The organism is Microbacterium sp. SORGH_AS_1204 (genome assembly GCF_030818935.1).
Taxonomy (GTDB): domain Bacteria; phylum Actinomycetota; class Actinomycetes; order Actinomycetales; family Microbacteriaceae; genus Microbacterium.
Window position 1 is genome coordinate 2,026,900 of record NZ_JAUTBD010000001.1, and the last position, 24,986, is coordinate 2,051,885.

General features: G+C 71.5%; 14 protein-coding genes and 2 pseudogenes. 10 read left to right on the forward strand and 6 right to left on the reverse strand.

Going from position 1 to position 24,986, the window contains the following annotated elements; all coding sequences use genetic code 11:
- Window positions 1–59: 59 nt before the first annotated feature.
- Entirely contained in the window at window positions 60–1,508 is a 1,449-nt protein-coding gene (locus QE410_RS09310) for a zinc-dependent metalloprotease (protein ID WP_307330898.1), read from the forward strand.
- An 898-nt stretch (window positions 1,509–2,406) separates the two neighbouring features.
- Here the strand turns inward: QE410_RS09310 and QE410_RS09315 are convergent.
- Window positions 2,407–4,159, reverse strand: a pseudogene (locus tag QE410_RS09315) (ATP-dependent helicase).
- A complete protein-coding gene (nudC, locus tag QE410_RS09320) occupies window positions 4,156–5,271 on the reverse strand; it encodes an NAD(+) diphosphatase (RefSeq protein ID WP_307330900.1) in 1,116 nt (371 codons plus the stop codon). Before nudC ends, QE410_RS09315 begins: the two are co-directional and overlap by 4 nt.
- 106 nt (window positions 5,272–5,377) lie before the next feature.
- Between nudC and QE410_RS09325 the strand changes: the two genes are divergently transcribed.
- A complete protein-coding gene (locus QE410_RS09325) occupies window positions 5,378–6,868 on the forward strand; it encodes a phosphotransferase (RefSeq protein ID WP_307330903.1) in 1,491 nt (496 codons plus the stop codon).
- 199 nt (window positions 6,869–7,067) lie between these two features.
- On the opposite strand, the gene QE410_RS09330 is transcribed toward QE410_RS09325, so the two are convergent.
- On the reverse strand, window positions 7,068–10,355 hold the full coding sequence (locus tag QE410_RS09330; RefSeq protein WP_307330906.1) for an ATP-dependent DNA helicase: 3,288 nt from the start codon (window positions 10,353–10,355) through the stop codon (window positions 7,068–7,070).
- Window positions 10,352–13,498, reverse strand: coding sequence for an ATP-dependent DNA helicase (locus QE410_RS09335; protein ID WP_307330909.1), 3,147 nt, complete (start codon window positions 13,496–13,498; stop codon window positions 10,352–10,354). The genes QE410_RS09330 and QE410_RS09335 overlap by 4 nt, the downstream gene beginning before the upstream one ends.
- A gap of 187 nt (window positions 13,499–13,685) precedes the next feature.
- Between QE410_RS09335 and QE410_RS09340 the strand changes: the two genes are divergently transcribed.
- Both QE410_RS09340 and QE410_RS09345 read left to right on the forward strand, forming a co-directional pair.
- A complete protein-coding gene (locus tag QE410_RS09340; RefSeq protein WP_058231307.1) occupies window positions 13,686–13,910 on the forward strand; it encodes a DUF3107 domain-containing protein in 225 nt (74 codons plus the stop codon).
- A gap of 10 nt (window positions 13,911–13,920) precedes the next feature.
- Complete coding sequence (locus QE410_RS09345; RefSeq protein ID WP_307330913.1) at window positions 13,921–14,208, forward strand: hypothetical protein; 288 nt, start codon at window positions 13,921–13,923, stop codon at window positions 14,206–14,208.
- A 320-nt stretch (window positions 14,209–14,528) separates the two neighbouring features.
- Here the strand turns inward: QE410_RS09345 and QE410_RS09350 are convergent, their stop codons facing one another.
- Window positions 14,529–15,245, reverse strand: coding sequence for a ferritin-like fold-containing protein (locus QE410_RS09350; RefSeq protein ID WP_307334438.1), 717 nt, complete (start codon window positions 15,243–15,245; stop codon window positions 14,529–14,531).
- Between the two features lie 149 nt (window positions 15,246–15,394).
- Here QE410_RS09350 and QE410_RS09355 point away from each other — a divergent pair.
- Window positions 15,395–16,850, forward strand: a pseudogene (locus QE410_RS09355) (DEAD/DEAH box helicase).
- A gap of 70 nt (window positions 16,851–16,920) precedes the next feature.
- Here the strand turns inward: QE410_RS09355 and QE410_RS09360 are convergent.
- Window positions 16,921–17,781: a PHP domain-containing protein gene (locus QE410_RS09360; protein ID WP_307330915.1), complete on the reverse strand. Its 861-nt coding sequence runs from the start codon at window positions 17,779–17,781 to the stop codon at window positions 16,921–16,923.
- Window positions 17,782–17,896: 115 nt separating this feature from the next.
- Here QE410_RS09360 and QE410_RS09365 point away from each other — a divergent pair, with 115 nt between their 5' ends.
- The 5 genes from QE410_RS09365 (at window position 17,897) to QE410_RS09385 (ending at window position 24,983) form a co-directional block, all read left to right on the forward strand.
- A complete protein-coding gene (locus QE410_RS09365; RefSeq protein WP_307330918.1) occupies window positions 17,897–18,928 on the forward strand; it encodes an endonuclease/exonuclease/phosphatase family protein in 1,032 nt (343 codons plus the stop codon).
- A 174-nt stretch (window positions 18,929–19,102) separates the two neighbouring features.
- Window positions 19,103–20,536, forward strand: a complete 1,434-nt coding sequence (locus QE410_RS09370; RefSeq protein WP_307330921.1) for an aminopeptidase P family protein — start codon at window positions 19,103–19,105, stop codon at window positions 20,534–20,536.
- Window positions 20,533–22,308 carry a gamma-glutamyltransferase family protein gene (locus QE410_RS09375; RefSeq protein ID WP_307330924.1) on the forward strand — a complete coding sequence of 592 codons (1,776 nt, stop codon included), beginning with the start codon at window positions 20,533–20,535 and terminating at the stop codon, window positions 22,306–22,308. Before QE410_RS09370 ends, QE410_RS09375 begins: the two co-directional genes overlap by 4 nt.
- A gap of 96 nt (window positions 22,309–22,404) precedes the next feature.
- Window positions 22,405–24,477: a hypothetical protein gene (locus QE410_RS09380; protein WP_307330927.1), complete on the forward strand. Its 2,073-nt coding sequence runs from the start codon at window positions 22,405–22,407 to the stop codon at window positions 24,475–24,477.
- Window positions 24,462–24,983, forward strand: coding sequence for a hypothetical protein (locus tag QE410_RS09385; protein ID WP_307330930.1), 522 nt, complete (start codon window positions 24,462–24,464; stop codon window positions 24,981–24,983). Before QE410_RS09380 ends, QE410_RS09385 begins: the two co-directional genes overlap by 16 nt.
- Window positions 24,984–24,986 lie beyond the last annotated feature (3 nt).

Genomic DNA, 24,986 nt, shown 5'->3' on the forward strand with positions numbered 1-24,986 from the left:
GGGAAGCGTGCGACTAGCGTAGGACTCGTTCCCCCAGACCTGGCTGAAAGGCGGCCGTAATGGCAGACGAGAACCGCGGGCCCGACGACCGGAGCCCCGAGGAGGAGTTCCAAGAGCTCATGCGCCGCCTGATGTCGGGCGACACCAGCGGCATCGACCCCGAGCAGCTCTCGCGTCTGTCGGGCATGCAGATCGACCCCGCGATGCTGCAGCAGGTCATGAACCAGTTGCAGGGGGCGTTCGCCGGCACGCAGGAGGGCGTCGACTGGAGCCTCGCCGAACGGCAGGCCCTGCACATCGCCAACCAGGACGGGCTCGGGGTGACCACCGGTCAGCGCACCGATCTCGACCAGGCCTTCACCCTCGCCGGTCTCTGGCTCGGTGAGGCCACCACCATCCCCGACCTGCCGCGTCCGGCCCGCGCCGTCACCCGCGGCGCCTGGGTGAGCGCCACGCTGCCGGTGTGGCAGGAGCTCGCCGAGCCCGTCGCCACGAGCATCGCCGACGCGCTCACCGCCGCCCTCGGCCAGCAGGCACCCGACGAGATGCAGGAGATGATCGCCGGCGCCGGTCGCCTGATGCGCACGGTGGGCGGTTCGCTGTTCGCCACGCAGCTGGGGCACGTCGTCGGTCGGCTGTCGACCGAGGTCGTCGGCGGCGGCGACGTCGGCATCCCGGTCATGCCCGACGGCGACGCGGCGATCCTGCCGCAGAACTTCGCCGATTTCGGCCGCGACCTCGAGATCCCCGACGACCAGTTGGCGCTGTACCTCGCGACGCGCGAGCTCGCGCACGCGCGCCTGTTCCGTCACGCGCGATGGCTGCGCCTGCACGTGATCTCGCAGGTGCGCGACTTCGCCCACGGCATCCGTGTCGACACCGACGCCCTCGAAGACCTCGCGTCGCGTTTCGACCCGTCGCAGCCCGAAGAGCTGCGCGGCGCGCTCGAGAGCGGGGCCCTGCTGCCCGAACGCTCCGAGGAGCAGACCGCGGCCCTCACCCGCCTCGAGAACCTCCTCGCCACCATCGAGGGCTGGGTCGACGTGGTCACCGAAGACGCGACCTCCCGGCTGCCGGCCGCCGCCCGCATCGCCGAGGCGGTGCGTCGCCGTCGCGCCGTCGGCGGACCCGCCGAGCAGGCGCTCGGTTCGCTCGTCGGGTTGGAGCTGCGTCCCCGTCGCATGCGCGAAGCCGCCGCCCTCTGGCGCCAGGTGACCGACGCGGTCGGCGTCGACGGCCGCGACGCGCTGTGGGACTACCCCGACCTGATGCCCACCGCCGAAGACATCGACGACCCGGCCGCCCTGATCGCACGCCTCACCGCCGCGTCTCGCGGCGAGGCGGCCCCCGCGGATGCCATGGACGACGCGCTCGCGCAGCTGCTCGCCGAAGAGGCGCAGGGCGGGCGCTACGCGGATGCCGGCGACCCCGGCCGCACGTCGCACGACGGTTCGGACGACGCCGCGCCCGACGACGACGCTGCGCCGGGTGATCAGCGGCCGGTGTGAGACGCGAGGAGCGCGCCCGGGGTGGTGATCGCCCCGGGCGCGCCGTCGTCTTCGGGCGGGTTGCGGGACGTTGACGCGTGCGGGGTGCTTGCGGCTCCTCCCCACGCGCGGAGTCGTCTTCGAGCGGGTTGCGGGACGTTGACGCGTGCGGGGTGCTTGCGGCTCCTCCCCACGCGCAGAATCTTCGCGAGAGCTGGGGACAACGGCATCCGGGGTCGGCGCGCTCGACATGATCGGGCGATGATCCGACTCCATCCCTCCGCTCCCCCGCTCTGGCGCGACGACGGGCGCGTGCAGTTCGGCGCCCCCGCCGTGGCGACTTCCCCCTTCGTCGCCCCGTGGGTCGACGTCGTCGTCGCCGCACTGGTGACCGGCACGACGCGTGCCGAAGTACGCGCGATCGCGGGCGTGCACGGCGCAGCCGGGGGCGAGAGCGACGCCCTGCTCGACGCCCTCGCTCCCGCTCTCGCGACCAGACGGCAGCAGGCCCCCATCGCCGTGCAGGTCGCCGACGATCTGCCCGAACGCGCCATCCGCGCCGTACTCGCCGCGCTGCCCGCCCGGGCGAGCGTCTACCCGTGGGCGGGTGCGGCCGGCCCGAGGGTTCCGACCGGCACGCGGGTGCTGATGCTCGCCGCCCATCGCGTCGATCCGCGGCGCGCGGCGGGTCTCGTCCGCGACGACGTCACGCACGTGCCGCTCGCCCTCGACGGCGGGAGCGCCACCGTCGGCCCGGTCGTGGTGCCCGGCCGGACGGCCTGTCTGGCGTGCCTCGACGCGGCGCGCCATCGCGACGACCCGCACTGGCCCACGGTCGCCGCGCAATTGCTGGGGCGCCCGCGACCCGCGGTCGACGTGGCCCTCGCTGCCGAGGCCGGGCGCGCGGCCCGGTTCCTCCTCAGCGCGCCGGCCGCGGAGACGACGAGGTCGCTGCGCCTCTGCGCCGATTCGTCCCGGCGGGTCTGGGAGACGCATCGGCCGAGCGAAGACTGCCATTGCCGATCTCTTGAAGGAAGCGCGACGGCGAGCGTTCCCCTCGTCCGCGACCGCGCGACCAACTCACCGACAGCGTCCGCGCTGCCCGCGTGACACCCACGTAGGCGAGTCGACGCTCCTCGTCGACCGCCTCGAACGTCTTGGCGTACGAGATGGGCAGGAGCCCCTCGCTCACCCCCACGAGGTACACGTGATCCCACTCCAGACCCTTCGCCGCGTGCAGCGTGGCCAGGGTGACCGTGCGCGTGGTCGGTTCGTGCTGATCGCGGGCGCGTGCCTGCAGGTCATCTGTGAACGCGCGCAGGTCGGTGCCCGCCGGGGCCTCCTCCGCGAGGCGCAGCAGAGCCGCCCGGGCCTCCCACGCCTCGCGGAGCGCGCCGCCCGCCTCGGGCGGATCGTCGGTCAGCCCGACACCGCGAAGCACGTCACGCACGGTGGCGAGGAAGCCCGTCTCCATCGGCGCCACCGATGCCGCCCGAAGCGCCATGAGAGCCTGTCGCACCTCGGGCAGGTCGAAGAACTTGCGCCCGCCGAGCACCGACGCAGCCACGCCCACGGCCGACAACGCCGACAACAGCGCGGCCGACTGGGCGTGCGAGCGGTAGAGCACCGCGATGTCGTGCGGGTCGATGCCGCGGGCCAGCGAGTCGGCGATCGAGCGGGCGACCGCCGCCGCCTCCTCTTCGTCGTCGTCGAACGCCCGCACGGTGGGTGCCGGCGTCTCGACGCTGCTCGCCGCGACGAGCTCCAAAGCACCGGCGCGACCGCGCATGAGGTCGTTGGCCACCGCGAGCACGGGCGCCGTGGAGCGGTAGTTGCGTTCGAGCCGCACGACGCGCGCGCCCTCGTGCGTGCGCTCGAACTCGAGCAGGTAGCGCGCGTCGGCGCCGGTGAACGAGTACACCGTCTGGCTCGCGTCGCCGACGACGCAGAGGTCGCGTCGATCGCCCAGCCACAACTCGAGCACGCGGTTCTGCAGCGGGGAGACGTCTTGGTACTCGTCGACGGTGAAGTGACGGTACTGCTCGCGCACCGCCGCCGCGACGCGCGGCTCGGCCTCGATCATGCCCGCGCACGTGAGCAGGACGGTCTTCGAAGTCCATCTGGCGCCGCTCGTCTTTGAGCTTCTCGTACGCGCGCTGCAGCGCGACGACCTGGTCCACGCTCAGCCGCCCCACCCCCTCGGGGCGATCCGCGGCGTACTGATCGATGGAGCGCAGGGTCACCTTGCGCCATTCGATGGCGGCGGCGACGTCACGCAACGTGGCGGTGTCGGGCGCGAGTCCGACGCCGTCGGCCGCGTGCGCGAGCATGCGCACCTTGTTGTCGATGATCGACGGGGCCTGGTCGCCGGCGAGCGTGGGCCAGAAGTAGTTGACCTGCGCGAGCGCAGCCGCGTGGAAGGTCCGCGCCGACACCCCCGACACCCCGAGCGCGCGCAGACGCCCGCGCATCTCCCCCGCCGCCTTCGCCGTGAACGTCACCGCCATCACCCGCTGCGGCGAGTACGCCCCCGTGTCGACACCGTGGGCGATGCGCCGCGTGATCACGCGCGTCTTGCCCGTCCCGGCCCCCGCAAGCACGCACACCGGTCCCCGCAACGCGCGCGCCGCCTCGAGCTGATGGTCGTCGAGACCTTCGAGCGGGCCGGTCATGCGACGCCCCGGTACCAGTCGTCGATGAGGCGTCGAGCGATGGATGCCGCGCCCGGCAGCTGCACGTCGGCCTCGCCGCGCAGAGCCGCACCGATCTCGTCGCGAGTGAACCACCGCACCTCGACGATCTCCTGCCCGTCGGGGCGAGCGTCGTCGTCGTCGATGACCGCGGCTCGGAAACCGAGCATTAGCGACCGCGGATACGGCCACGCCTGCGATGACCGATACGCGATGTCACGCAGACGCACACCCGCCTCCTCTTCGACCTCGCGGGCCACCGCGTCTTCCAGCGATTCCCCCGCTTCGGCGAATCCGGCGAAGCAGGAGTACCGCCGGCCCGCCCACGCCGCGTTCGCACCGAGCAGGATCCTGTCGTCGGATCGCGCCGAGGTGACCAGCACGATGACCGCGGGATCGGTGCGCGGAAAGTGCTCTCGTCCGCACGCAGGACAGTGGCGCGACCACCCGGCGTGGCGCAGCTGCGTGCGCGCGCCGCACGCGGGGCAGAAGGGTGCGTCGCGCAGCCACCCCGCCAGCGCGACGGCGGTGGTGAGCAGCTCCGCCTCGACCTCGGCCAGGTCGCCGCCGGCGGCGCGCAGGGGCGCCCACGTGGCATCCGCGCCAAAGGGGTCGGGAGCGTCGTCCGCGAGGACGGCCAGCACGATCGCTGCCCCCTCGCCGTCGCGCCCGAGGAACGCCCACTCCCGCACGTCGGGATCGCCGTCGACGCCGACGGTCGTTGCGGTCTCCGCCTCGCGGAGCTCATCGACGCCCTTGGTCGCCGCGATCCCCGGCCCTCGGAACTCGTTGACGCCGACGGCCGTTGCCGTCTCTGCCTGGAAATCGTCCACCCCGACGGCCACCGCAGCAGCCTCGCCGAGCTCGTCGACGCCCTTGGTCGCCGCGGTCTCCGCCACGCGAAGCTCGTCCACCCCGACGAGCAGCAGGCGCCCGTCCGTGAGGGGCGCGGCATCGCGCCGCACGGCGAGGACCCGGGTGCGCGGGTCGGTCAGAACGCGATCCAGCAGATGGTCGTCCTCGCGTTCCGCGCCCGACCGGTCGACGTGCAGAACGGGTTCCGCTGCGGACGGCGAAGATGCGGAACGCGACATCGAGCACCTCTCTGACGGGTGGACGGGGCGGGCGGTCACGCCGGACCTCCCCGCTCAAGGGCGTGGCGTGGACGGAGGGGCGAGGGGCCCACCTACCCTGGGGGTCATGGCACGCTCGCCCCTCATTTTAGCCGCGTCCGCGACGACGGCCCTGCCCGGCACCGTGTTCACCAGTGCTCGCGCACTGACCGAGAACGCGGGCGGACGATTCGACGCAGCCCTCGCGCGCACCGACGACGGCCGCGAGGTGGTCGTGCGCATGCCCGCGGGCGAAGACGGTGCTCGCGACCTCGCCGCCGAGTCACGAGCGCTGCAGGCGATGACGGCCGGCGTGCGCGCCCTGCTGCCGTTCGCGGTCCCCGAGGTTCTCGGCGAAAGCGGCTCCGGCACGCAGCGCGTGCTCGTAGTCGACCACATCGAGGGGTATCGCATCGACCCCGCGCACCTGCCGAAGGGCCCGGGGTACGCCTCCGCCATCGGCGGCGCGATCGCTGCCGTGCACGCGCTGCCGGCATCCATCGTGCGCACCGACGGTCTGCCCGTGCGCACGGCGGTGCAGGTGCGAGACGACGTTCGACGCCTGCTCGATCGCGCCGACGCGACCGGCCGGGTCAGCGACGACCTCATGCTGCGCTGGCGGCGCGCGCTCGAGGTCGACGACCTCTGGCGCTTCGAGTCCGCCGTCGTCCTCGGCGGTACGAGCAGCTCCTCGATCGTTCTCGTCGACGATGAAGACGGCGTGCCGCACGTCGTCGGCATCCTCGACTGGTCCGGTCTCAGTGTCGGTGACCCCGCCGTCGACCTGCGGTGGCTGGCATCCGCCCCCGCCGCCGCCGACGACGTTCATGAGGGATACGCCGCGGCGGGCGAGCGCTCCCCCGATCCACTGCTGCGCGAGCGCGCACGGCTGTACGCCGAACTCGAGTTCGCCCGCTGGCTCGTCCACGGTCACGACGCGGGCGATGCCGAGGTCGTCGCCGACGCGGTCGCACTGCTCGACGCCCTTGCCGACGGGGTGCGCGGCGACCACATCGTGTCCGACACCCGCAGCGACATCCACGACGCGATGGCCCTCGTCGAGAGCGTGCCGCCGGTCTCGGCGCCCGGTGGTGTCGACACCTCGATGCAGACCGACGCGTACGACCCCGAGGCACTGTCACTGTACGTCGCGGCGGAACGCGACCGCGCGGCCGCGGCCGAAGCGCTCGCCAACGCGCTCGACACGCGCACGAACCCGGATGCCGACACCGGTGCCATCCACGTCGATCAACTGCCCCGCCCCGACGAGATCGACCACGATGCCACCGCCCCGGTGGACCTGGACGGCTGGACCGATCCGCCGTCGCCGACGCGGGACCCGCAAGACGCGCCCGCAGCCGGGGGTTCGCCGGAGAGCTCGGATCGGAGCCCGTGGAAGGATTCGCAGGCGCCCGACGGCGGGGAGCGCTCGGGCGACGACCGGGGGCGCTCGGGCGACGACCGGGAGCGCTGGAGCGACGACCGTGCGCAGGACCGGGTCATCGACGACGAAGAAGACGCCGCCCGCGCGAGTCGTGCGGCGCTGCGCCGCTGGGGCGTGTCGGGCGACACCGTCTGAGACGTCCCGAACACGTTCGCCGCGGGAGGGGCGGGGGCTGTCAAGCAACACCGGCTCGATCGTCCCCAACACGTCCGCCGCGTGACGGGCTCGGCCGGGCGCGGGCACCGCGCCGTGGGTCCGGTGGCGCGCCGCGCACAGGCCCGCGTCACCCGGAACCGTGCGCCGCCACCGTGACGGCGCGCGGACCCCGCACGGGTCAGCCCCGCAGCACCAGCTCATCCCCGACGTAGAACAGCGCCACGTCGATCAAGTCGAGGTCGACTCCGTGCTTCGCGTGATAGGCCTCGCGGTACAGCTCGAGTTGCAGCATGCGCGCTCGACGATCGGCTTCGGTGGCGGGCGGGCGGCCCGTCTTCCAGTCGACGATCTCGTAGCGCTCGCCGCGGCGATATACGGCGTCGAGTTTGCAGATGACGACGTGCTCCCGCCCGTCGAGCCGCGTGGTCACGAAGTCGATCTCGGTCTCGACCTCGAGGGGACGCAGGCTCGCCCATTCCGACCGCTCGAAGCATTCGCGCAAGCGTTGCAGTTCTGCGGCGTCGGCGGCCGAGGCGCCGATCTCCTCGTCGTCCCACAGACCATCGTCATCCAAACCGACACCCGCGCCCACCTGACCCGATCGCTGTTCCACCCAGGCGTGGAACAGCGTGCCGAGCCTCGTCTGCCGGTAGGGCCGCTCGGGCATTGGCCGGCGCAGGTCGTCGACCGCGCGGGCGTAGTCGGCGACGAAGTCCTTAAATTTCGACGCCGGGATCCGCGTGGGTGCCGGCGCGTGCGAGGGCCGTAGCCGGTCGGCGCGCTCGGCCAGCAGCAACTCGAGGTCGGGATCGGCGCGGACGGCGTCGTCGTTGCGCGCGGTATCGGCCGCCGCGACGGCCGCCATGATCGCTGTCCGCCGCGCGCCGAGGGGGTCGAGCGGCCAATGCAAGAGCCGACGCTCGCCGTCGTAGGGGTCGTCGCCCAGTTCGCCGAGCGCGAGGTCGATCTCCAAGGCGTCTGCGGCCTCCTCGAGGAAGACGCTCGGGCGACGGGGCCGCTTCGTCCCCGACCAGCTCGATCCCGACAGCAGCAGGTGGTCTCGGGCGCGAGTGAAAGCGACGTAGGCCAAACGGCGATCCTCGTCGAGCTGACGCGCGCGGTTGTCTGCCACGAACGCCTCGATGGCGGCCTTAAGATCTTGCTGCGTCTCGGCACCGCGCCACCCGAAGACGGGGAGCCAAGCGGAGTCTCCGCGGAACTCCGACGGAAGGATGCCGAACCCCAGCCAGCCCTTCGTGTCGCGCGGCAGTGACGGCAGCTCGTCGGTGACGAGTCGCACGACCGCGACGGCATCCCATTCGAGACCCTTCGAGCCGTGGATCGTCAGCAGCTGCACGACGTCGGACTCCGGAGGCTCCGTGCGCGGGGCGAACTCGTCGGCCTGTTCGGCGTGGTCGAGCCAGGCGAGCAGGCTGCTGATCGATCCCGATTCGTCGGCGGCGAGGAAGCCGCGGATCTCGTCGACGAAGGCGCGCAGCTGCGCCGAGGCGATGCGCGCCGGGCCTCGGGACTCGTTCGCGGCGAGCTCGATGTCGAGCCGCAACTCCGCTTCGATGAGCCTGATCACCTCGGGGATCGGCGCTCCGATGCTGCGCCGGAGCCCCGCGAACGCGGCTCCCGCTTCGCGCAGGCGTGCCCGTCCTTCGGGGGTGATCTCGGTGAGCCAGCCGTGTCCGTCGCTCTGGCGGGTGACGAAGTCGAGGGCATCGACGAGCGACGCTCGGTCGGCACCCGGCGTCGACCGCAAGCGCTCCACTACCTCGGTGTCGAGCGGCTGCAGGGCGACGTCGTGTGTGGCGAGGCGACGAGCCACTTGCGCGAGCGCGCGAAGGTCACTGAGTCCGATCGCCCACCGGGGTCCCGACAGCAGCCGGATCAGGGCGGACCCGGCCTCCGGATCGCTGATCACCCGCAGCACCGACACCACGTCGACCACCTCGGGGGTCGTCAGCAGTCCGCCGAGGCCGAGGATGCGGTGAGGGATGCCGCGTCGTCCGAGTGCGTCGCCGAAACGCACCATGTGCTTCTTGCTGCGGAAAAGCAACGCTCCGGTGGTCGCACGCCCCTCGGCGGCGCGCGCGGCGCGCACGCCCACGAACCACGACGCGACGCGATCGGCCTCGGCGTCGAGGTCGTTCTCGAACACCGTCTCGACGACGCCGACTGGCGCACCCGGGCGCGACCGGAGCGGCTCGACAGCAACCGCGGCGCGGGCGGCGAGCGGCGCCAGCACCGCGTTCGCGGCATCCAGAACGCGCGAACTGTTACGCCAACTGGTCAGCAATGAGAAATGCTGGCATCCGCCCTCCGGCGAGAATGCTGTGGGGAACCCGCCCAGGTTTCCCGCGCTCGCGCCGCGCCACGCGTAGATCGCCTGATGCGGGTCGCCCACGGCCATGACACCCGTGCCGCCGAAAAGCGTCGCGAGCAAGTCGGTCTGCACCACAGAGGTGTCTTGATACTCGTCGAGGAGCACGACACGGTATCGCGCCCGCAACTCGTCGACGACGGCCGGGTGCTCCTGGGCGATCCGGAGCGCGCCGGCGACCTGGTCGGCGAAGTCCATGACGCCGAGCCGGGCCTTCTCGCAGTCGTAGGCCGCAGCGAGGCTCGCGAGAAGCGACAGCGCCGACACCTTCGCTGCCGCGTCGCCGACCTCTTTGTAGACGTCGACCCGTGCCGATGTCGACGGGCGTTCGATAATGCGCCCGAACTCTTCGGGAAACGCGGCGAGCCGGTCAAGGTCGACCAGGTTGTCGACACCGTCGCGGGCGATCCTCAGCGCGGCGTCGATGAGCGTTCGCGGTGACTCCTGCCGCTCCTCCAGCCGGGGGTCGTCGGAGGAGAAGACGACGCGCCGCATGAGCAGCCACGCTGCGGACTCCGACAGCACCGCGGACTCGGCATCCCGACCGATACGCAGCCCGTGCTCGCGCACGATGGAGTCGGCGAAGCTGTTGTAGGTCGACACCGTCGGGCGGTGCAGCAGCTGATCGCCGTCGGGAGTCTGCTCTGCGCGCACGCCGGAATCGGCGACCAGAGCGTCCAGGGCCTCCCGCCGAGCACTGTCGCCGCGGATCCCCTCGATCGACGCCAGCTCACTGAACACAGCCAGCTTTCCCGCGGCGTGCAGGGCGGGAAGCAGGGGCAAGAGTCCTCGCGCTTCGAACTCCGACAGTCGCTGCAGTCTCTTCTGAATGCGCTCGGCCAACTCGCCGGCCGCTTTGCGCGTGAAGGTGAGACCCAGCACCTCATCGCGTCGCACGTGCCCGTTCGCGACGAGCCACACCACACGGCCGGCCATCGTCTCGGTCTTGCCGCTGCCGGCCCCCGCGACCACCAGGGCGGGGGCGAGGGGCGCCTCGATCACCGCCGTCTGCTCAGCGGTGGGAGGGAACTGCCCGAGCGCGGCCGCGATGGTCGCGGCGGAGAGCACGCCGGTCACGAGGCGCTCACCGCCGAGACCGTGTGGATGCGGCAGAGGCCGTACGAGAATTCGTCGCGGCAGTGCACCTCGTAAGGCGCGGCGAAGCGCGTGCCCCGCATGACACCCACCGCGCGCTGCACACGACCGACGAACTCTTCTCGCTGCGCGTCGTCAAACGGCTTCTGCGTGGGTTCGGCGTAGTCCTTCTTCGTCGCGCTCGGGCGCAGGACGAGCAGCTTCGCTCCCCCCGAGGGCAGGCCCGCGACCTGCTCGATCGCGCCCGACGAGAACGCGAGCTGGTACGCCGCGAGCTGGGGATTGTCGGCGACCTTCTGGTCGGTCTGGGGTTCGTTCTTGCCCGTCTTGAGGTCGACGATCACGACCTCGCCTGACGGCGTGATCTCGACGCGGTCGATGTCGCCGCTGAGCACAGCACCATGCGCGCCGGCGTCGGCCACCGGGATGGGCACCTCGAAATGCCGCTCCGCGCCGATGAGCCGGCCGCCCGCGTCGTCGAACCGGCGTAGATACGCAGCGAGCCGTCGCACGAGGTCCCGCGCACGGGTGCGCTCCGCCCGGTCCCGCCACGCGGCGTCGAAGACGAGTTCTCCCCAGCGCTCCTCGACGACCGCCCACAGATCGTCTTCGGAGCCGGATGCCGCGGTCTCGAGAGCGGCATGGATGATGGTGCCGATGCCGGCCGTCGTGCCCCCGCGGTCACCTCCGAGGTCGGCGATGACCCAATCGAGCTCGCATTCCTCGAGCGCGTGCAAGCGCGACGGCGAGACGCGCACGTCTTCTCGCTCGAGGTCGCGCAGCGGCGCCGTCGAGGTCGGCGGTGCGACGCCGTACCACTCCTCGGTCGCGGCGCCCGCCACCCCGGCGGCGGCCAGGATCGCCAGCTGCCCGGCCGCGTGCGCGCGTTCCGCAGCAGGCACGCGCGGTGCGGTCAGCGAGCGCCGGTGACGCGCGACGAGTCCTCGCAGCGACAGCGGGTGTTCGGGAATGGATGCCGCGGGTTCCGGTGTCGGGAGCATCTCGAAGAGCACACTGGGGCCGGTGTCGTCGTCGTCGACCGCGGTGACGATCAGCATGTTCTCTGCGCGGCTGAGCGCTCGCACGAACAGCCGCAGTTCGTCGTGCATCGCCGCTCGACGACGGTCGAGCATTCCCGCGGCCGGCAGGTCGGGGTTCTGCACCACGTCGGCGAGGCGCCAGGTCTCGAGCAACCCCCCGCGCAGACGCGTGTTCGGCCAGACGCCCTCTTGCACACCGGCGATGATGACGGTGTCGAAAGACGTGCCGGCGGCGGCCGCCGGGGTGAGGATGCGTACCGTGTCGACGACGGCCGGCTGCTCGATCCGGTCTTCGGCCACGTCGCTGTCGAGGACGGCACGCAAGAACGTGGATGCTTCGCCGTCGGGCTCACGCTCGGTGTACCGCTTCGCCGCCTGGAACAACGCGACGACGGCGTCGAGGTCGCGGTCGGCCTGCTCGGCGAGAGGTCCGTGCCCCCGCGCCGCCTCGCGCCACGTTCGGGCGAGGGAGCTGCGTTCCCACGCCGTCCACAGCATCTCGTGCGCGGTGGCGCGTGAAAGCGATTGCACGTGCAGCGCGGCGAGGGTCTCGCCGACCCGGATCGCCCGTCGCGCCTCGCGACTGTCGACGCCCGCGAGCTCGAGCGGGAAACGCACGCCCGAGACCAGCAGTTCCGTCGCGGAGCGCACTCCCCCGACGGAGACTTCCGCGTGTCGCAGGGCGGTGCGCAGCCGCCGCAATTCAATCGGGTCGAGACCGCCGAAGGTTCCCAGCAGCGCGTCGACGACGTCGTCGGGCGACCACTCGGCGGGGTCGGTCATGCCCAACTCGACCAGCCGCACGAGATCGCGCACGGGACGTTGCGTGCCCAACGCCAGGCCGGGTCCGCTGGCTCGAGCCGGGACTTCGCGCGCTGCCAGCTCGGACTCGAGTGTGGCGACTTGCCGCGAGTCGTGGGCGATCACCGCGCACGAGCCCCACGGAACGCCCTCGAGCACGTGGCGCTCCCGCAGGAGCCGTGAGATGGCGTCGATCTCTTCGGCGGGCGATCGGAGCAGGTACGTGCGCACCGAGCCCATCGCCGGCGCACCGACCGGGGCACGACGATGCGCCACGACGCCGGCGGCACCGATTCGGGATGCCACCTGCCGCACGAGATCGATCTGCTCGGGCGTTCCCCGGTGCGGCGTGCCGAGCGCGATCGTCGTCCCGAGCTCGCGCGTCAGTCGGGCGAAGTTCTCGGGGGTCGCGCCGCGGAACGCGCCCGAGCCCACGTCGGGGTCTCCGAAGGCGACCACACCGATGCCGAGCGCGCGACAGGCCCTCAGGAGGTCGATGCCGCCCGGGGTCAGCTCTTGCGCATCGTCGACGAGGATGCACCGCAGGTCGGCGAACCGACCGAGCAGGTCGCGGTCGGATCGTGCGTCGTCGAGCACCGCTCCGGCCTCACGGGCCAGATCGGCGGCGTCGCGGTGTGCGCCGCGCATGGCCGCACGCACCGCGCGGTACTCGTCGGAGAACGATGCCAGGGACGCCCAGACGGGGACGTCGAGGTGCTGCGCCAGGTCGGCGAGATCCGCCGATGACACCCCGAGATCGGTGCACTCGGCGAGGAAGGCGCGCAGATCGCCGCGGAAGCCGCGCGTCGCACGGATGGCCGGGCTCAACCACTCGGGCCAGCGCGAGACGCCGCCGACCTCGTCGAGTGCGTCGCCCTCGAGCAGGTCGCGGATGATCTGGTCTTCGTCGCCGCCCGTGAGTAGTTGCGGGGGCTCGGCGCCGCGCCGCACCTCGGCGCCGCGAACCACCTGGAACGCGAACGATGCGACGGATCGGGCGAGCGCCCCCGAGGTCGCGCGCCCCACGGCGAGGGCGAGCGGGTCACGCAATGCCGTCGCGGCCGGCCTCGTCGGAGTGAGCACCAGCACGTGGTCGGGGTCGACCCCGGATGCCACGAGCTCTCGCACCCGCGCCAGCAGCGTCGTCGTCTTGCCGGAACCGGGCGCTCCGACGACGACGCCGCTCACCTCCGCCGCCCATTCGACCACCACCCGCTGATCGACATCGAGGACGGCTCCGAGCAGGGGGGACGCCTCGGCTGTCATGGCGTCCGGATTCTGCATGCGTCCACGCTAAACCGCACCTCCGACATCGCCTCCCCGCCCCTCCGGCAGCCTCCACCCCGAGCGGATGTGGAGGAGCGTTCGCCGTCCGCGAAGCGCCGCCCCCGCCGGGTCGGGGGGCCGCGAGCCTGCCCTAGAGTCGAAGGACGCGCCGGGCCGACCGTGGCCCGCGGGGAAAGGACGCATCGTGGAGATCCGCATCGGCATCACCAACACCGGCCGCGAACTCAACTTCGAGACGAACGAGAGCTCCGACGCCGTCAAGACCGCCGTCGCCACGGCCCTCGACAACTCGGCCAGCCACGTCACCTTCACCGACGTGAAGGGCAACTCCTACCTCGTCCCCACCGCCAACCTCGCGTTCGTCGAACTGGGCACCGAAGAGTCGCGTCGCGTCGGCTTCGTCGCCTGAGCCCACGACCGTGCAGATCCTGCTCGGGCTGATCCTCGGCGCCGTCATCGGCCTGGCGGCGCATTTCACGCTGCCGCATCGCGAGGTGCGCGGAGCCGCGCTGGCGCCGCTCGCCGGCGCGGCGGCCGCGGCCGTGGTGTGGACGGCGCTCACCTGGATGGGGTTCGGCGTCGACGCGCCGGTGCTGTGGCTCGTCGCGGTGCTCGCACCGGCCGCGACCGTGTTCGCGCTGCTTCCGCTTCTTTCCCGCGCGCGCCTCTCCCGCGACGCCGCCGATCGAGCACGCCTCGGGTTGTGACCTCCGCGCGTCGCCCGCGACGGACGCCAGCACATCTTCCGCGGGCCGGGTCCCGCCTGTTCCGCCTGCGCGGCGGACGCCGCTGAACCCGCACGCGCGGCCGATCCCGCCGACCCCGCACGCGAGCCGGACGCCACTGCAACCTCCGGGGGCACGCTCCCGCCGCCCCTGCGCGCGAGCCGGATGCCAACGCAACCTCCGCGGGCATGCTTCCGCTGACCCCGCACGCCGAGCCGGCTGCCGCTGCCCCCGCACGCCGAGCCATCTGCCGCCGAGGCGGGCGAGTGCCACGCAAGATGCACGCGGGCGTGTACCGCTGCCTAGGCCGCGAGCCCCATGGCATCCATGCGCCGTGCGTGCGCGCCCATCAGCTCGCTGAACACGGGTTCGACCTTCGCCTCTTCGGCGCTGTCGAGGTGGCCGTGACGCAGCGCCGCGCGGGCGACGAGCAGGGTGTCGCCGACGAGGCGTCGACCCCACAGGGCCAGCAGCCAGCGCCACTCCTCGTCGCTGTCGATGGCGGCCGCGAGGATGTCGACGATCGCCTGCCGATCGTCGTCGGCTTGCAGGATGCGGGCGACGCGGCGGCCGGTGTCGCCGTAGCTCGACGACAGAGCGAGGTAGAAGTCGTCGAGGAGCCCCGCCGTGATGTGCACGGTGAGCATGGTCTCTTGCGGGCGCACTCCGTGGGTGTTGCGCCGGAACGCGTCGAGCGACTCGCGGAACGGCAGCATCAGCTGCGTCGGATCGGCGCCGCGGTCGCGGATCAGCGCGACGAGCTCCTGGTGCTTGATCAGCGCCGCCCCGGCCGCTCGCGAGAGCGATTCCTTCTCGGCGAGCTCGGGCGTGAGGGCGATCAATTCGCTCAGCGTCTCGAAGAAGCCCAGTTGCAGATACGCAGCCTGACCGAGGAAGGTCTCGACCTCGGGCGCGAGCTCGGCGAAATCGACGCGCATCGCCTCGCCGAGGTCGCCGCGGGAGCGCAACTGAAGTGTGCGGCCCACCGGGCGCTGACGACGACGGAACCACGCGAACACGTACGACAGCCTAGGCGTCGGGGGCGTCGGAGACACGCCGGGTAGAGTGGTCGGGTCCCGGCACTGGATCGGGACCCCGCGCCTGTGGACGAGTGAGGGCGTGGATCCGACTCCCCAGGCGGTCTCTCGCCGCCGGAACAGGCACGCTCATGACGACATTCGCCGAGCTCGGCATCGACCAGGACATCGTCGATGCCCTGGCATCCAAAGGCATCGTGGATGCCTTCCCCATCCAGGAGCAGACCATCCCCCTGGGCCTGCCCGGTCAGGACATCATCGGTCAGGCCAAGACCGGTACCGGCAAGACGTTCGGCTTCGGCATCCCCGTGGTGCAGCGTCTCGGGCCGAACCCCGAGCCCGGCGTGAAGGCGCTCATCGTGGTGCCGACCCGCGAGCTCGCCGTGCAGGTGTACGAAGACATCGACATGCTTACCTCGAACCGCCCCACCAGCGTCGTCGCGATCTACGGCGGCAAGGCGTACGAGGGTCAGATCGACCAGCTGAAGGCCGGCGCGCAGATCGTCGTCGGAACCCCCGGTCGTCTCATCGACCTCGCCAACCAGCGCCTGCTCGACCTCTCGCACGCGACCGAGGTCGTGCTCGACGAGGCCGACAAGATGCTCGATCTCGGCTTCCTCGCCGACATCGAGAAGATCTTCTCGAAGGTCCCCGCGGTGCGTCACACGCAGCTGTTCTCGGCCACCATGCCGGGGCCCATCGTCGCCCTCGCGCGCCGCTTCATGTCGAACCCGATCCACATGCGCGCGAACGACCCCGACGAGGGTCTGACGCAGGCGAACATCAAGCACCTCGTCTACCGCGCCCACTCCCTCGACAAAGACGAGGTCATCGCCCGCATCCTGCAGGCCGAGGGTCGCGAGAAGGCCGTCATCTTCACGCGCACCAAGCGCGCTGCGCAGAAGCTCGTCGACGAGCTCGGCGACCGCGGCTTCAATGCCGCAGCGGTCCACGGCGACATGAGCCAAGAGGCCCGCGAGCGCTCGATGGCCGCCTTCAAGGCCGGCAAGAAAGACGTTCTGATCGCCACCGACGTCGCCGCGCGCGGCATCGACGTCAACGACGTCACACACGTGATCAACCACACGATCCCCGACGACGAGAAGACCTACCTGCACCGCGCGGGTCGCACCGGCCGCGCCGGCCGCACGGGCATCGCCGTGACCTTCGTCGACTGGGACGACGTGCACAAGTGGGCGCTCATCAACCGGGCCCTGGAGTTCGGCCAGCCCGAACCCACCGAGACCTACTCGTCGAGCCCGCACCTGTTCACCGACCTCAACATCCCCGAGGGCACGAAGGGTCGCCTCGTCACCGCCCCGAAGGCGGCCCGCCCCCCGCGCCGAGAAGAAGAGCGAGGGTCAGGATGCCGAGGGCACCCGCGCCCCGCGTCGTCGCCGCCGCGGCGGATCGTCGTCGGCCGAGGGTCCCGCCCCCACAGGTGACGCCACCCCACGCGAAGAGGGTGGCGCCGGCACGCACGATGGCGCCGGCAAGGAGCACCACGACGGCAACGCGGCCCCGCGTCGTCGCCGTCGTCGCCGCGGCAGCGGCAGCTCGGGAACGCCGACGGCTCCCGTCGCCTGACGCTTTCACTTCGAGACGGCGCCGATCCCCGCGGGGTCGGCGCCGTTCTCGCGTGCGGGGGGCCCGATGCTCAGGGGAAGACCGGCGCCGTGCCGCGCCCGAGGGTGAAGATGCGCTCGACCATGGCATCCGCCGTGGTGTTCTCCCCCGGCACGTTCGGCTTGCCGAGGCCGTGATAATCGCTGGATCCGGTGACGATGAGGTTGCGCTTCACGGCCAGTTCGGCCAGCATCGCGGTCGGCTCCGGCAGGTTCTCGCGGTGCGCGAGTTCGAAGCCCGCGAGTCCCGCCGCCAACATGGCCTCGAGCACGCTGTCGGGCAGCAGGGCCCGCCCCGCGGGGTGCGCCACGATCGGCACGCCGCCCGCACCGACCACGAGTTCCACCGCGGTCACGGGGTCGGGGGCGTACAGCGCGACGTAGTAGTCGCCCGACGGGTGCAGGATGCCGGCGAACGCCTCGGTGCGGTCGGCGACGATTCCGCGCGCGACGAGCGCGTCAGCGATGTGCGGACGTCCGACGGTCGCACCGTCGGTGGTCTGCGCGACGATGTCGTCCCAGGCGATGTCATAGTCGTGCGAGATCCGCTCCGCCATGATCTGCGCGCGGTCCAGACGCGACGAGCGGATGCGATCGGTCATCGCCCGCAGCCCCTCGTGGTCGGGGTCGACGAGGTAGGCGAGCAGATGGACGCTGCGCCACCGGTGACGCGCCGACAGCTCCATGCCCGGCACGAACGTCATCCCGAGCGAGGTCGCCGCCTCCGCCGCTTCCGCCCACCCCGAGGTGGTGTCGTGATCGGTGAGAGCCGCCGTGTGCAGACCGTGCCGGTGGGCCGCAGCCATGACCTCGGCCGGGGGTTCCGTCCCGTCGGAGTGCGACGAGTGCAGGTGCAGGTCGCTCGGCCCGGTGAATCGACGAACGTGCGGCACCCGTCGAGCGTAGCGCCCCCCGTCCCGACCGGACGGCGCTCACCCGGTCGGCTACGCAGGCGGCATCCGGTCGATGTCCGTCGATCTCACAGATGTCTGACCTAAGGTCGGGTGCGTGCGTCGACTGCTGGGTACCCTCGTCGCGCTTGCCGTCGCGGCGGGCGCCGCGGTGCTCACGTGGCCCTCGGCGTTCGGGCTCGAGCGCACGTTCCCCCTCGCGCAGGTGATCTCGTTCCGCGCTCCGCTGGCGGCCGCGCTGCTCGCAGCGACACTGCTCATGCTGCTGTTCGCCCTCATCCGCCCCCTGCGGGCCCTGGCCCTGGTGCTCGCCCTCATCCTGGGCGTATCGGGCGGCATCAATGTCGCGATCCTCTCGCAGCGCGGGCTCGGGTCGGAGGACCTCCCCGAGAAGACCGCGACGAGCCTGCGCGTCATGACGTGGAACACGGCGGGTTCTGCGACGTCCGCCGAGTCGATCGCGCGCTTCGCCGTCGGCATGCAGGCCGATGTGGTCACGCTCCCCGAGACCACGATCGACACGGGGGCCCAGGTGGCCGAGATGATGCGCGACATGGGCCAACCCATGTGGGCGCACCACGCGGAATACGGCGAGTACGGCATCACCGGGTGGGATGCCACCTCGACCACCGTGCTCATCCGCCCCGAGCTCGGCGACTACTCCGTCATCCAGTCTTCGCTCGACGGTTCGAGCAACACCTCCACCGTCCCCAGCGCGGTGGCGATGCCCACCTCCGGCGACGGACCCATCATCGTCGCCGCGCACGCGGTCGCCCCCCGCCAGGAGTACATGACGCAGTGGCGCAGCGACCTGCAGTGGCTGGCCGATCAATGCGCGAGCGACAACGTGATCCTCGCCGGTGATTTCAACGCGACCCTCGACCACATGACGGGCATGGGCGTCGACGGCGGCACCCTTGGACGCTGTCACGACACCGCCTCCGAGAGCGGAAACGGCGGCGTCGGCACCTGGCCGACCTATGCGCCCGCGATTCTCGGCGCGCCCATCGACCACGTGATGGCGACGCCCGACTGGACCGTCTCGGGCTCGGTCGTGATGCGCTCGCTCGACGGCTCGGGCAGCGATCATCGGCCCATCGTCGTGCAGCTCGAGCGCACCGCGGGCTGACCCCGACCGCAGCGACGTGCTCGAACCGTCGGCCGATCGGATGCCACGACCCACCGGACGACGAGCCGCCTGAGGCCGTCGACGAACCGGATGACGCCTCCTCCCCCGCCCGGGCGGCGAGGCCGTGCGCGCGTTCCCCGTGCACCCGCCGCGATGCGGTGCGAGACTGGAACGATGGATGCCCCCTCGACCAGCGACACGACCGCGCAGACCGCTGAGCCCCAGGCCGACGCCGCCGAGCTCGATGCCCCCAGCAACCGCAAGGCGCCGTTCCCCGGCGGCTTCCTCGAGACGATCTCGACCGGCTGGGCCGAGCACCCGGCCTCGCTGCCCGAGCCGCGCGAGCAGGCGGCATGGGCCGCCCGACGGCGCGAGCGCGTCTCGCGGGCGTTCCCCGGTCAGCGCGTCGTCGTCCCGGCCGGCGCGCTGAAGCAGCGCAGCAACGACACCGATTACCCCTTCCGCGCGCACTCCGCGTTCTCGCACCTCACCGGCTGGGGCAGCGACGCCGAGCCCGACGCCGTCCTCGTCTTCGAGCCGCGCGACGAGGGCCACGAGGCCGTGCTCTACTTCCGCGAGCGTGCCGACCGCACGACCGCCGAGTTCTATTCGGATGCCACGATCGGCGAGTTCTGGATCGGCCCCCGTCCGGCACTCGACGGCGTCGCCGCCGATCTGGCGATCGCGACAGCCCACCTCGACGACTTCGCCGCGACCGACGACGACCGCACGGTCGGTGAAGACGACGCGGTCACCCGCTTCGTCTCCGAACTGCGACTCGTCAAAGACGAATACGAGCTGGCCCAGCTGGCTCTCGCCGTCGAGGTCACGGGCCGGGGCTTCGACGACATCGTCGCCGAACTCCCCCGCATCATCGAGCATCCGCGCGGCGAGCGCGTCGTCGAAGGGGTCTTCCATCAACGCGCCCGCTCCGACGGCAACAGCGTCGGCTACGACACCATCGCCGCCTCCGGCCCGCACGCCTGCTACCTGCACTGGACGCGCAACGACGGCGCCGTGAAGCCCGGCGACCTGATCCTCGTCGACGCCGGCGTCGAAGTCGACAGCCTCTACACCGCCGACATCACCCGCACGCTTCCCGTGTCGGGCACGTTCACCGACATCCAGCGCCGCATCTACGAGACGGTGCGCGAGGCGGCCGATGCGTCGTTCGCCGCCGCGAAGGTCGGCGTGCCGTTCCGGCGACTGCACGAAGCCGCGATGGAGGTCATCGCCGCCCGCGTCGCCGAGTGGGGCCTGCTGCCCGTGACCGCCGAAGAGGCGCTGGACGCCGACACCGGCGGCCAGCACCGTCGCTACATGGTGCACGGCACCAGCCATCACCTCGGCATCGACGTGCACGATTGCGCGCAGGCACGACGCGACATGTACTACGACGGGCTGCTCGAACCGGGCATGGTCTTCACGATCGAACCCGGACTGTACTTCCAGATCGACGACCTCACCGTGCCCGAGGAGTACCGCGGCATCGGCGCCCGCATCGAAGACGACATCGTCATGACCGCCGACGGCCCGGTCAACCTGTCGGCGGGGATCCCGCGCACCGCCGACGAGGTCGAGGAGTGGATCGCCCGGCTCTCGCGATGAGCTTCACGCCGCCGGCGGCCTTCACCACGCGGCCGACCCTCCGGGGCACGTTCGGCATGTGCGCCTCCACGCATTGGACGGCGACGGCTACCGCGCAGGCGGTGCTCGAGCGCGGCGGCAACGCGTTCGACGCCGCCGTCGCGGGCGCGTTCGTGCTGCACGTGGTCGAACCGCACCTGAACGGCCCCGGCGGAGACCTCGTCGCGCTCATCCGTCCAGCCGGCGCGGATCTTCCCGTCGTCCTGATGGGCCAGGGACCGGCGCCCGCGGGTGCGACCATCGAGCACTTCGTCGCGCGCGGCCTCGACCTCGTTCCGGGCGCCGGCGGGCTGGCCGCCGCTGTTCCCGGTGCGGTCGACGCCTGGTTACTGCTCCTGCGCGACCACGGCACCTGGGAGCTCGCCGACGTGCTGGCCTACGCCATCGGCTACGCCCGTGACGGGCACCCGCTCGTCGCGGGCGCCGCCGCCACGATCGCGAGGGTCGCCGACCTGTTCGCGGAGCACTGGCCGACGTCGGCGGAGCGATGGATGCCAGACGGCTCCCCGCCCGCGCCCGACACCCTCGTGCGCAACCCCGTGTGGGCCGACGTGCTCGAGGGTCTCGTCGGCGCGGGCGGCGCCGACCGCGAGGCACGGATCGACGCCGCGCGAACGCGGTGGATGACCGAGGTGCTGCCCGAAGCCGCGGCGTTCATCCGCCGCCCGCATCGGCACGCCGACGGCGGCGACCACCCCGGCATCCTGACCGCTGACGACCTGGCATCCTGGCGCGCTGACTACGAGGCGGCGGAGACGGTGACGTTCCGCGGGTGGGGCGTCTTCAAGGCCGGCCCCTGGTCGCAGGGGCCCGCGTTGCTGCAGACGCTGCGACTCATCGAGCATGCCGCCGACGAGCATCTCGATCCCGCGACCGCCGACGGCGCTCACCTGCTGCTCGAAGCGCAGAAGCTCGCGTACGCCGACCGCGACGCCTGGTTCGGCGACAGTGACGGTGCCGTCTCCGCCGACGCGGTGCTCGCCGACGACTACATCGCTCAGCGGCGAGCACTCATCGGCCGCGAGGCGTCGCCGCTGCTGCGCCCGGGCTCGCCGGACGGTCGCTCACCGCAGCTCCCGCCGCTGCGCACCGACGCGGCCGTCGCCGATGGGTCGACGGGCGAACCCACCGTCGACCGCTCGGGGCAGACGCGCGGCGATACGTGCCACATCGACGTGATCGACCGCTGGGGCAACGCCATCTCCGCGACCCCGTCCGGAGGGTGGCTGCAGTCCTCGCCGACCGTGTCCAGCCTGGGCTTCTGCCTCGGCACACGGCTGCAGGCGACGTGGCTCCTTCCCGGGCATCCCGCATCCCTCACGCCCGGGCGTCGTCCGCGCACCACGCTCACCCCGACCCTGCTCACGCGCGGCTCCGAGGTGATCGCGATGGGCTCGCCGGGCGGCGACCAGCAGGATCAGTGGCAGCTGCCGGTGATCCTGCGGATCCTGGTCGGCGGTTACACGGGCCAACAGGCGATCGACGCCCCCACGCTGAACACGACCGCCTTGATCGATTCGTTCTGGCCGCGCACCTGGACCCCCGCCGGGGTCACCGTCGAAGACAGAATGGATGCCGGTGTCGTCGCCGCCCTCGAAGCGCGCGGTCACCGGGTGCGTCTGACCGGCGACTGGTCGCTCGGCCGTGTCACCGCCGTCGGCCGTGACGCCGACGGCATCTTGTGGGCCGCCGCCAACCCGCGCGGCGCGCAGGGATACGCCGCCGGGCGCTGACCGCGCGACCGTCCGCGGGCGAGCGGTCTGGTGAACTCCAGCGCGTTATCCACAGGGCCGCAACGGGCGTGGCGGCGCTTTCATTAGCATCCGGTCATGTCTTTCTCCGTCCAGGCCGATGAGGCCATCGGCATCGCCGAACGCGTGCGTCTCGCCCTCGACGATGCCCTCGATCGTTCGGCGGCGCTGCGCGACGCGGTCGACGCCCTCAGCGACGCGCTCACCGGACTCTCGCCGGCGCGCGACGCGTTCGACGAGGTCACGCGCGCCCGGGTCGACCTGTCGCGCGGCATCGTGTCGCTGGGTCGGTCGGCTCTGACGACCCCTCCGTGCGGTCGTCCTCACCTACGTGGCGGCCGACGACGAGATGGCGTCCACGACGTCACGGGCCGACGCCGGCGCCGCACTCTTCGACCCGTCGCGATTCGGTCGGGGGCCTCTGTGACCCTCTCGCTCGACGACATCCCTCCGTGTCCAGCCGACCCCGAACAACTCCGCCGACTCGCGGCGTCCCTCGAGGCCGCGGGTTCCGCCACGCGTCTGGCGGCCGACCACGTGCTCTTCTCGTGGGGCTTGCTTCCCGGCGTCTACCGCGCCCCTGAGGCCTCCGAGTTGCAGCAGAGCCTGCGCCAGCTCAGCCCTGCCGCCGCCGAGATCGACACGGGTCTACGCCGCGCCCGAGCGGCGATCGAATCACTGGCAGAGGATCTAGAGGCAGCCAACCGTCGACGCGACGCCCTGATCGCACGACGTGAGGAGCAGGCGGCCACCGCGGGTCTCGCCTTCCCCGAAGCGAGCGACCCTTTCGGCCGCCGCCTTCGCGACATCGAGCAGGCCGACCGCGAGCGCGCGTTCCGTCGCGACTGCGCCCAACTCGTCGAGGAGTGGGACGCCGCGGGGCGCGCGTGCGCCGCGGCGCTCCGCGCGATCCCCGATGTGTCGTGGACCCTCACTCGCGACCTCCCCGCCGATGAATCCCTGCTGGCCACCCCGTCGAGGTCCGTCCTCGACGACGCCGTGCTCCCTCTGCTGCACCGTCTCGCCCGGAGAGGCGGCGCGAACGCGGCGCGCCTGCTGCGTGAGCACCCCGAATGGGCCGACATCATCCGGCGCGGCCGGCCCGAGGCGGTAGCGACGTGGTGGGCGAGCCTTTCCCCCACCGTCGCCGCCGCACTGGTCGCGGGCCTTCCCGCCCTCATCGGCAACCTCGACGGCGTCGCTCTCGCCGACCGGGTGGCCGCCAACCGCGCTCGCGCGGCGGGTCATCTCGCCGACCTCGCTCGTCGACGGGAGGAAGCGATCCTCACGGGGCGCCGGCCGGTCCTCCGCTCCGATCCCGATCTGTACGCCACCCAGGCGCGCATCGCCGCGATCGACCGTGAGATCGCCTACTTCAGGGGCGTGCGCGACGGCACGAAGCAGCTCTACGCGTGGGATCCCGGCCACGGCTCGCTCATCGAGATGTCGGGCGACCCGTCGACGGCGAAGGCCGCGCTGTTCGTCGTGCCGGGCACGAACACGACAGCCGACTCCTTCTACGGCGAGGAACCTGTTACGCGGTTCGCGGAGTGGCAGTCCGCTCAGGCATCGGGAACGGTGGTGTCTTTCACGGTGATGACCGGCCCCATGCCGCAGCTCAGTCTCCTCATGCTCGACGGACCGCAGCTCAACACCTTCGCCGCGGCGCGGGCACCTGAGTACGCGGCCTTCGTGCGCGGTGTTGAGGCTGCTCGCGCTGACCTCTACACCGTGAGCTACGAGCACTCATACGCGGGTGCTATCGGCAGTGCCGCTGAGGCATACGACGGAACCGTGGATGCCAGATTCATGGCCGCCGCCGTGGGGGCTGTGGGTCCTTACGAGCCCTCGCCCGGGACCGACTACTACGCGGCACAGGGTCCCGATGACATCAACCGCTATTACGCCGGGCAGCGGATGGGATACCTCGGCTTCGACGTCCCGCCCGAGCAATTCCGCGGTGTACACATCGTTGATACTGGGCTCCCGGGATCCAGCATGTGGAAACTGGCAGGAGCATCGCCACTCGTGGTGAAGGACAGCGTCGAGCACCACAACGCTCTGATGAGCGACGACGAAAGAGTGAATGGCAACGTGCTGCGTTTCGTGAAGAAGATCTTGAAGGAGGCGACTGCGTGGGACGGAAATTGACTGCGGCTTTGCTTTTGCCATTGACGCTCGGACTTGGAGGATGTGGTTTGAACGCACCAACCTATGAAGCGGTTCGCGATGAAGTGACGTCTTCCCTAGACCGGATCGTGGCGGTCGTCCCCAACCCGAAAGAAGTCGTGCCACAGCCTGGAAGCGATCCTTACCCCTGCGACAATCCTCTGCTCCTGAGCAGACATCAAGGAGCGTTCTTCACCGGACATTGGTTCGTCTATGTCCCGGAAGACTTCGACATCGACTTGTTCATCGAATCATTGCCGGGTCTGCTCGGCGACGACTGGGAAAGGGTCGATCCGCAAGTCAGTGTTTCCTTCTCCAACGTAGACGTGCTGTACAAGCCGCTTGGCCTCACCGTCAGCGTAGAAGACGCGTTATCCGACGGACGCCCCGCTTTGGAACTGCTCGCTATCTCACGCTGCGGCACCCTGACAGGCGAAGAAACAACTCCTGTACCGTCGGCGCCGCCCACCTCCGATCCCCTGACCTGACGG

Excerpts from the sequence above, each read along its gene's own strand:
- QE410_RS09370 (WP_307330921.1), top strand. The coding sequence starts at position 19,103 with ATGGATGCCCCCTCGACCAGCGACACGACCGCGCAGACCGCTGAGCCC.
- QE410_RS09325 (WP_307330903.1), top strand. The coding sequence starts at position 5,378 with ATGGCACGCTCGCCCCTCATTTTAGCCGCGTCCGCGACGACGGCCCTG.
- nudC (WP_307330900.1), bottom strand. The coding sequence starts at position 5,271 with ATGTCGCGTTCCGCATCTTCGCCGTCCGCAGCGGAACCCGTTCTGCAC.
- QE410_RS09335 (WP_307330909.1), bottom strand. The coding sequence starts at position 13,498 with ATGCAGAATCCGGACGCCATGACAGCCGAGGCGTCCCCCCTGCTCGGA.
- QE410_RS09375 (WP_307330924.1), top strand. The coding sequence starts at position 20,533 with ATGAGCTTCACGCCGCCGGCGGCCTTCACCACGCGGCCGACCCTCCGG.
- QE410_RS09380 (WP_307330927.1), top strand. The coding sequence starts at position 22,405 with ATGTCTTTCTCCGTCCAGGCCGATGAGGCCATCGGCATCGCCGAACGC.
- QE410_RS09310 (WP_307330898.1), top strand. The coding sequence starts at position 60 with ATGGCAGACGAGAACCGCGGGCCCGACGACCGGAGCCCCGAGGAGGAG.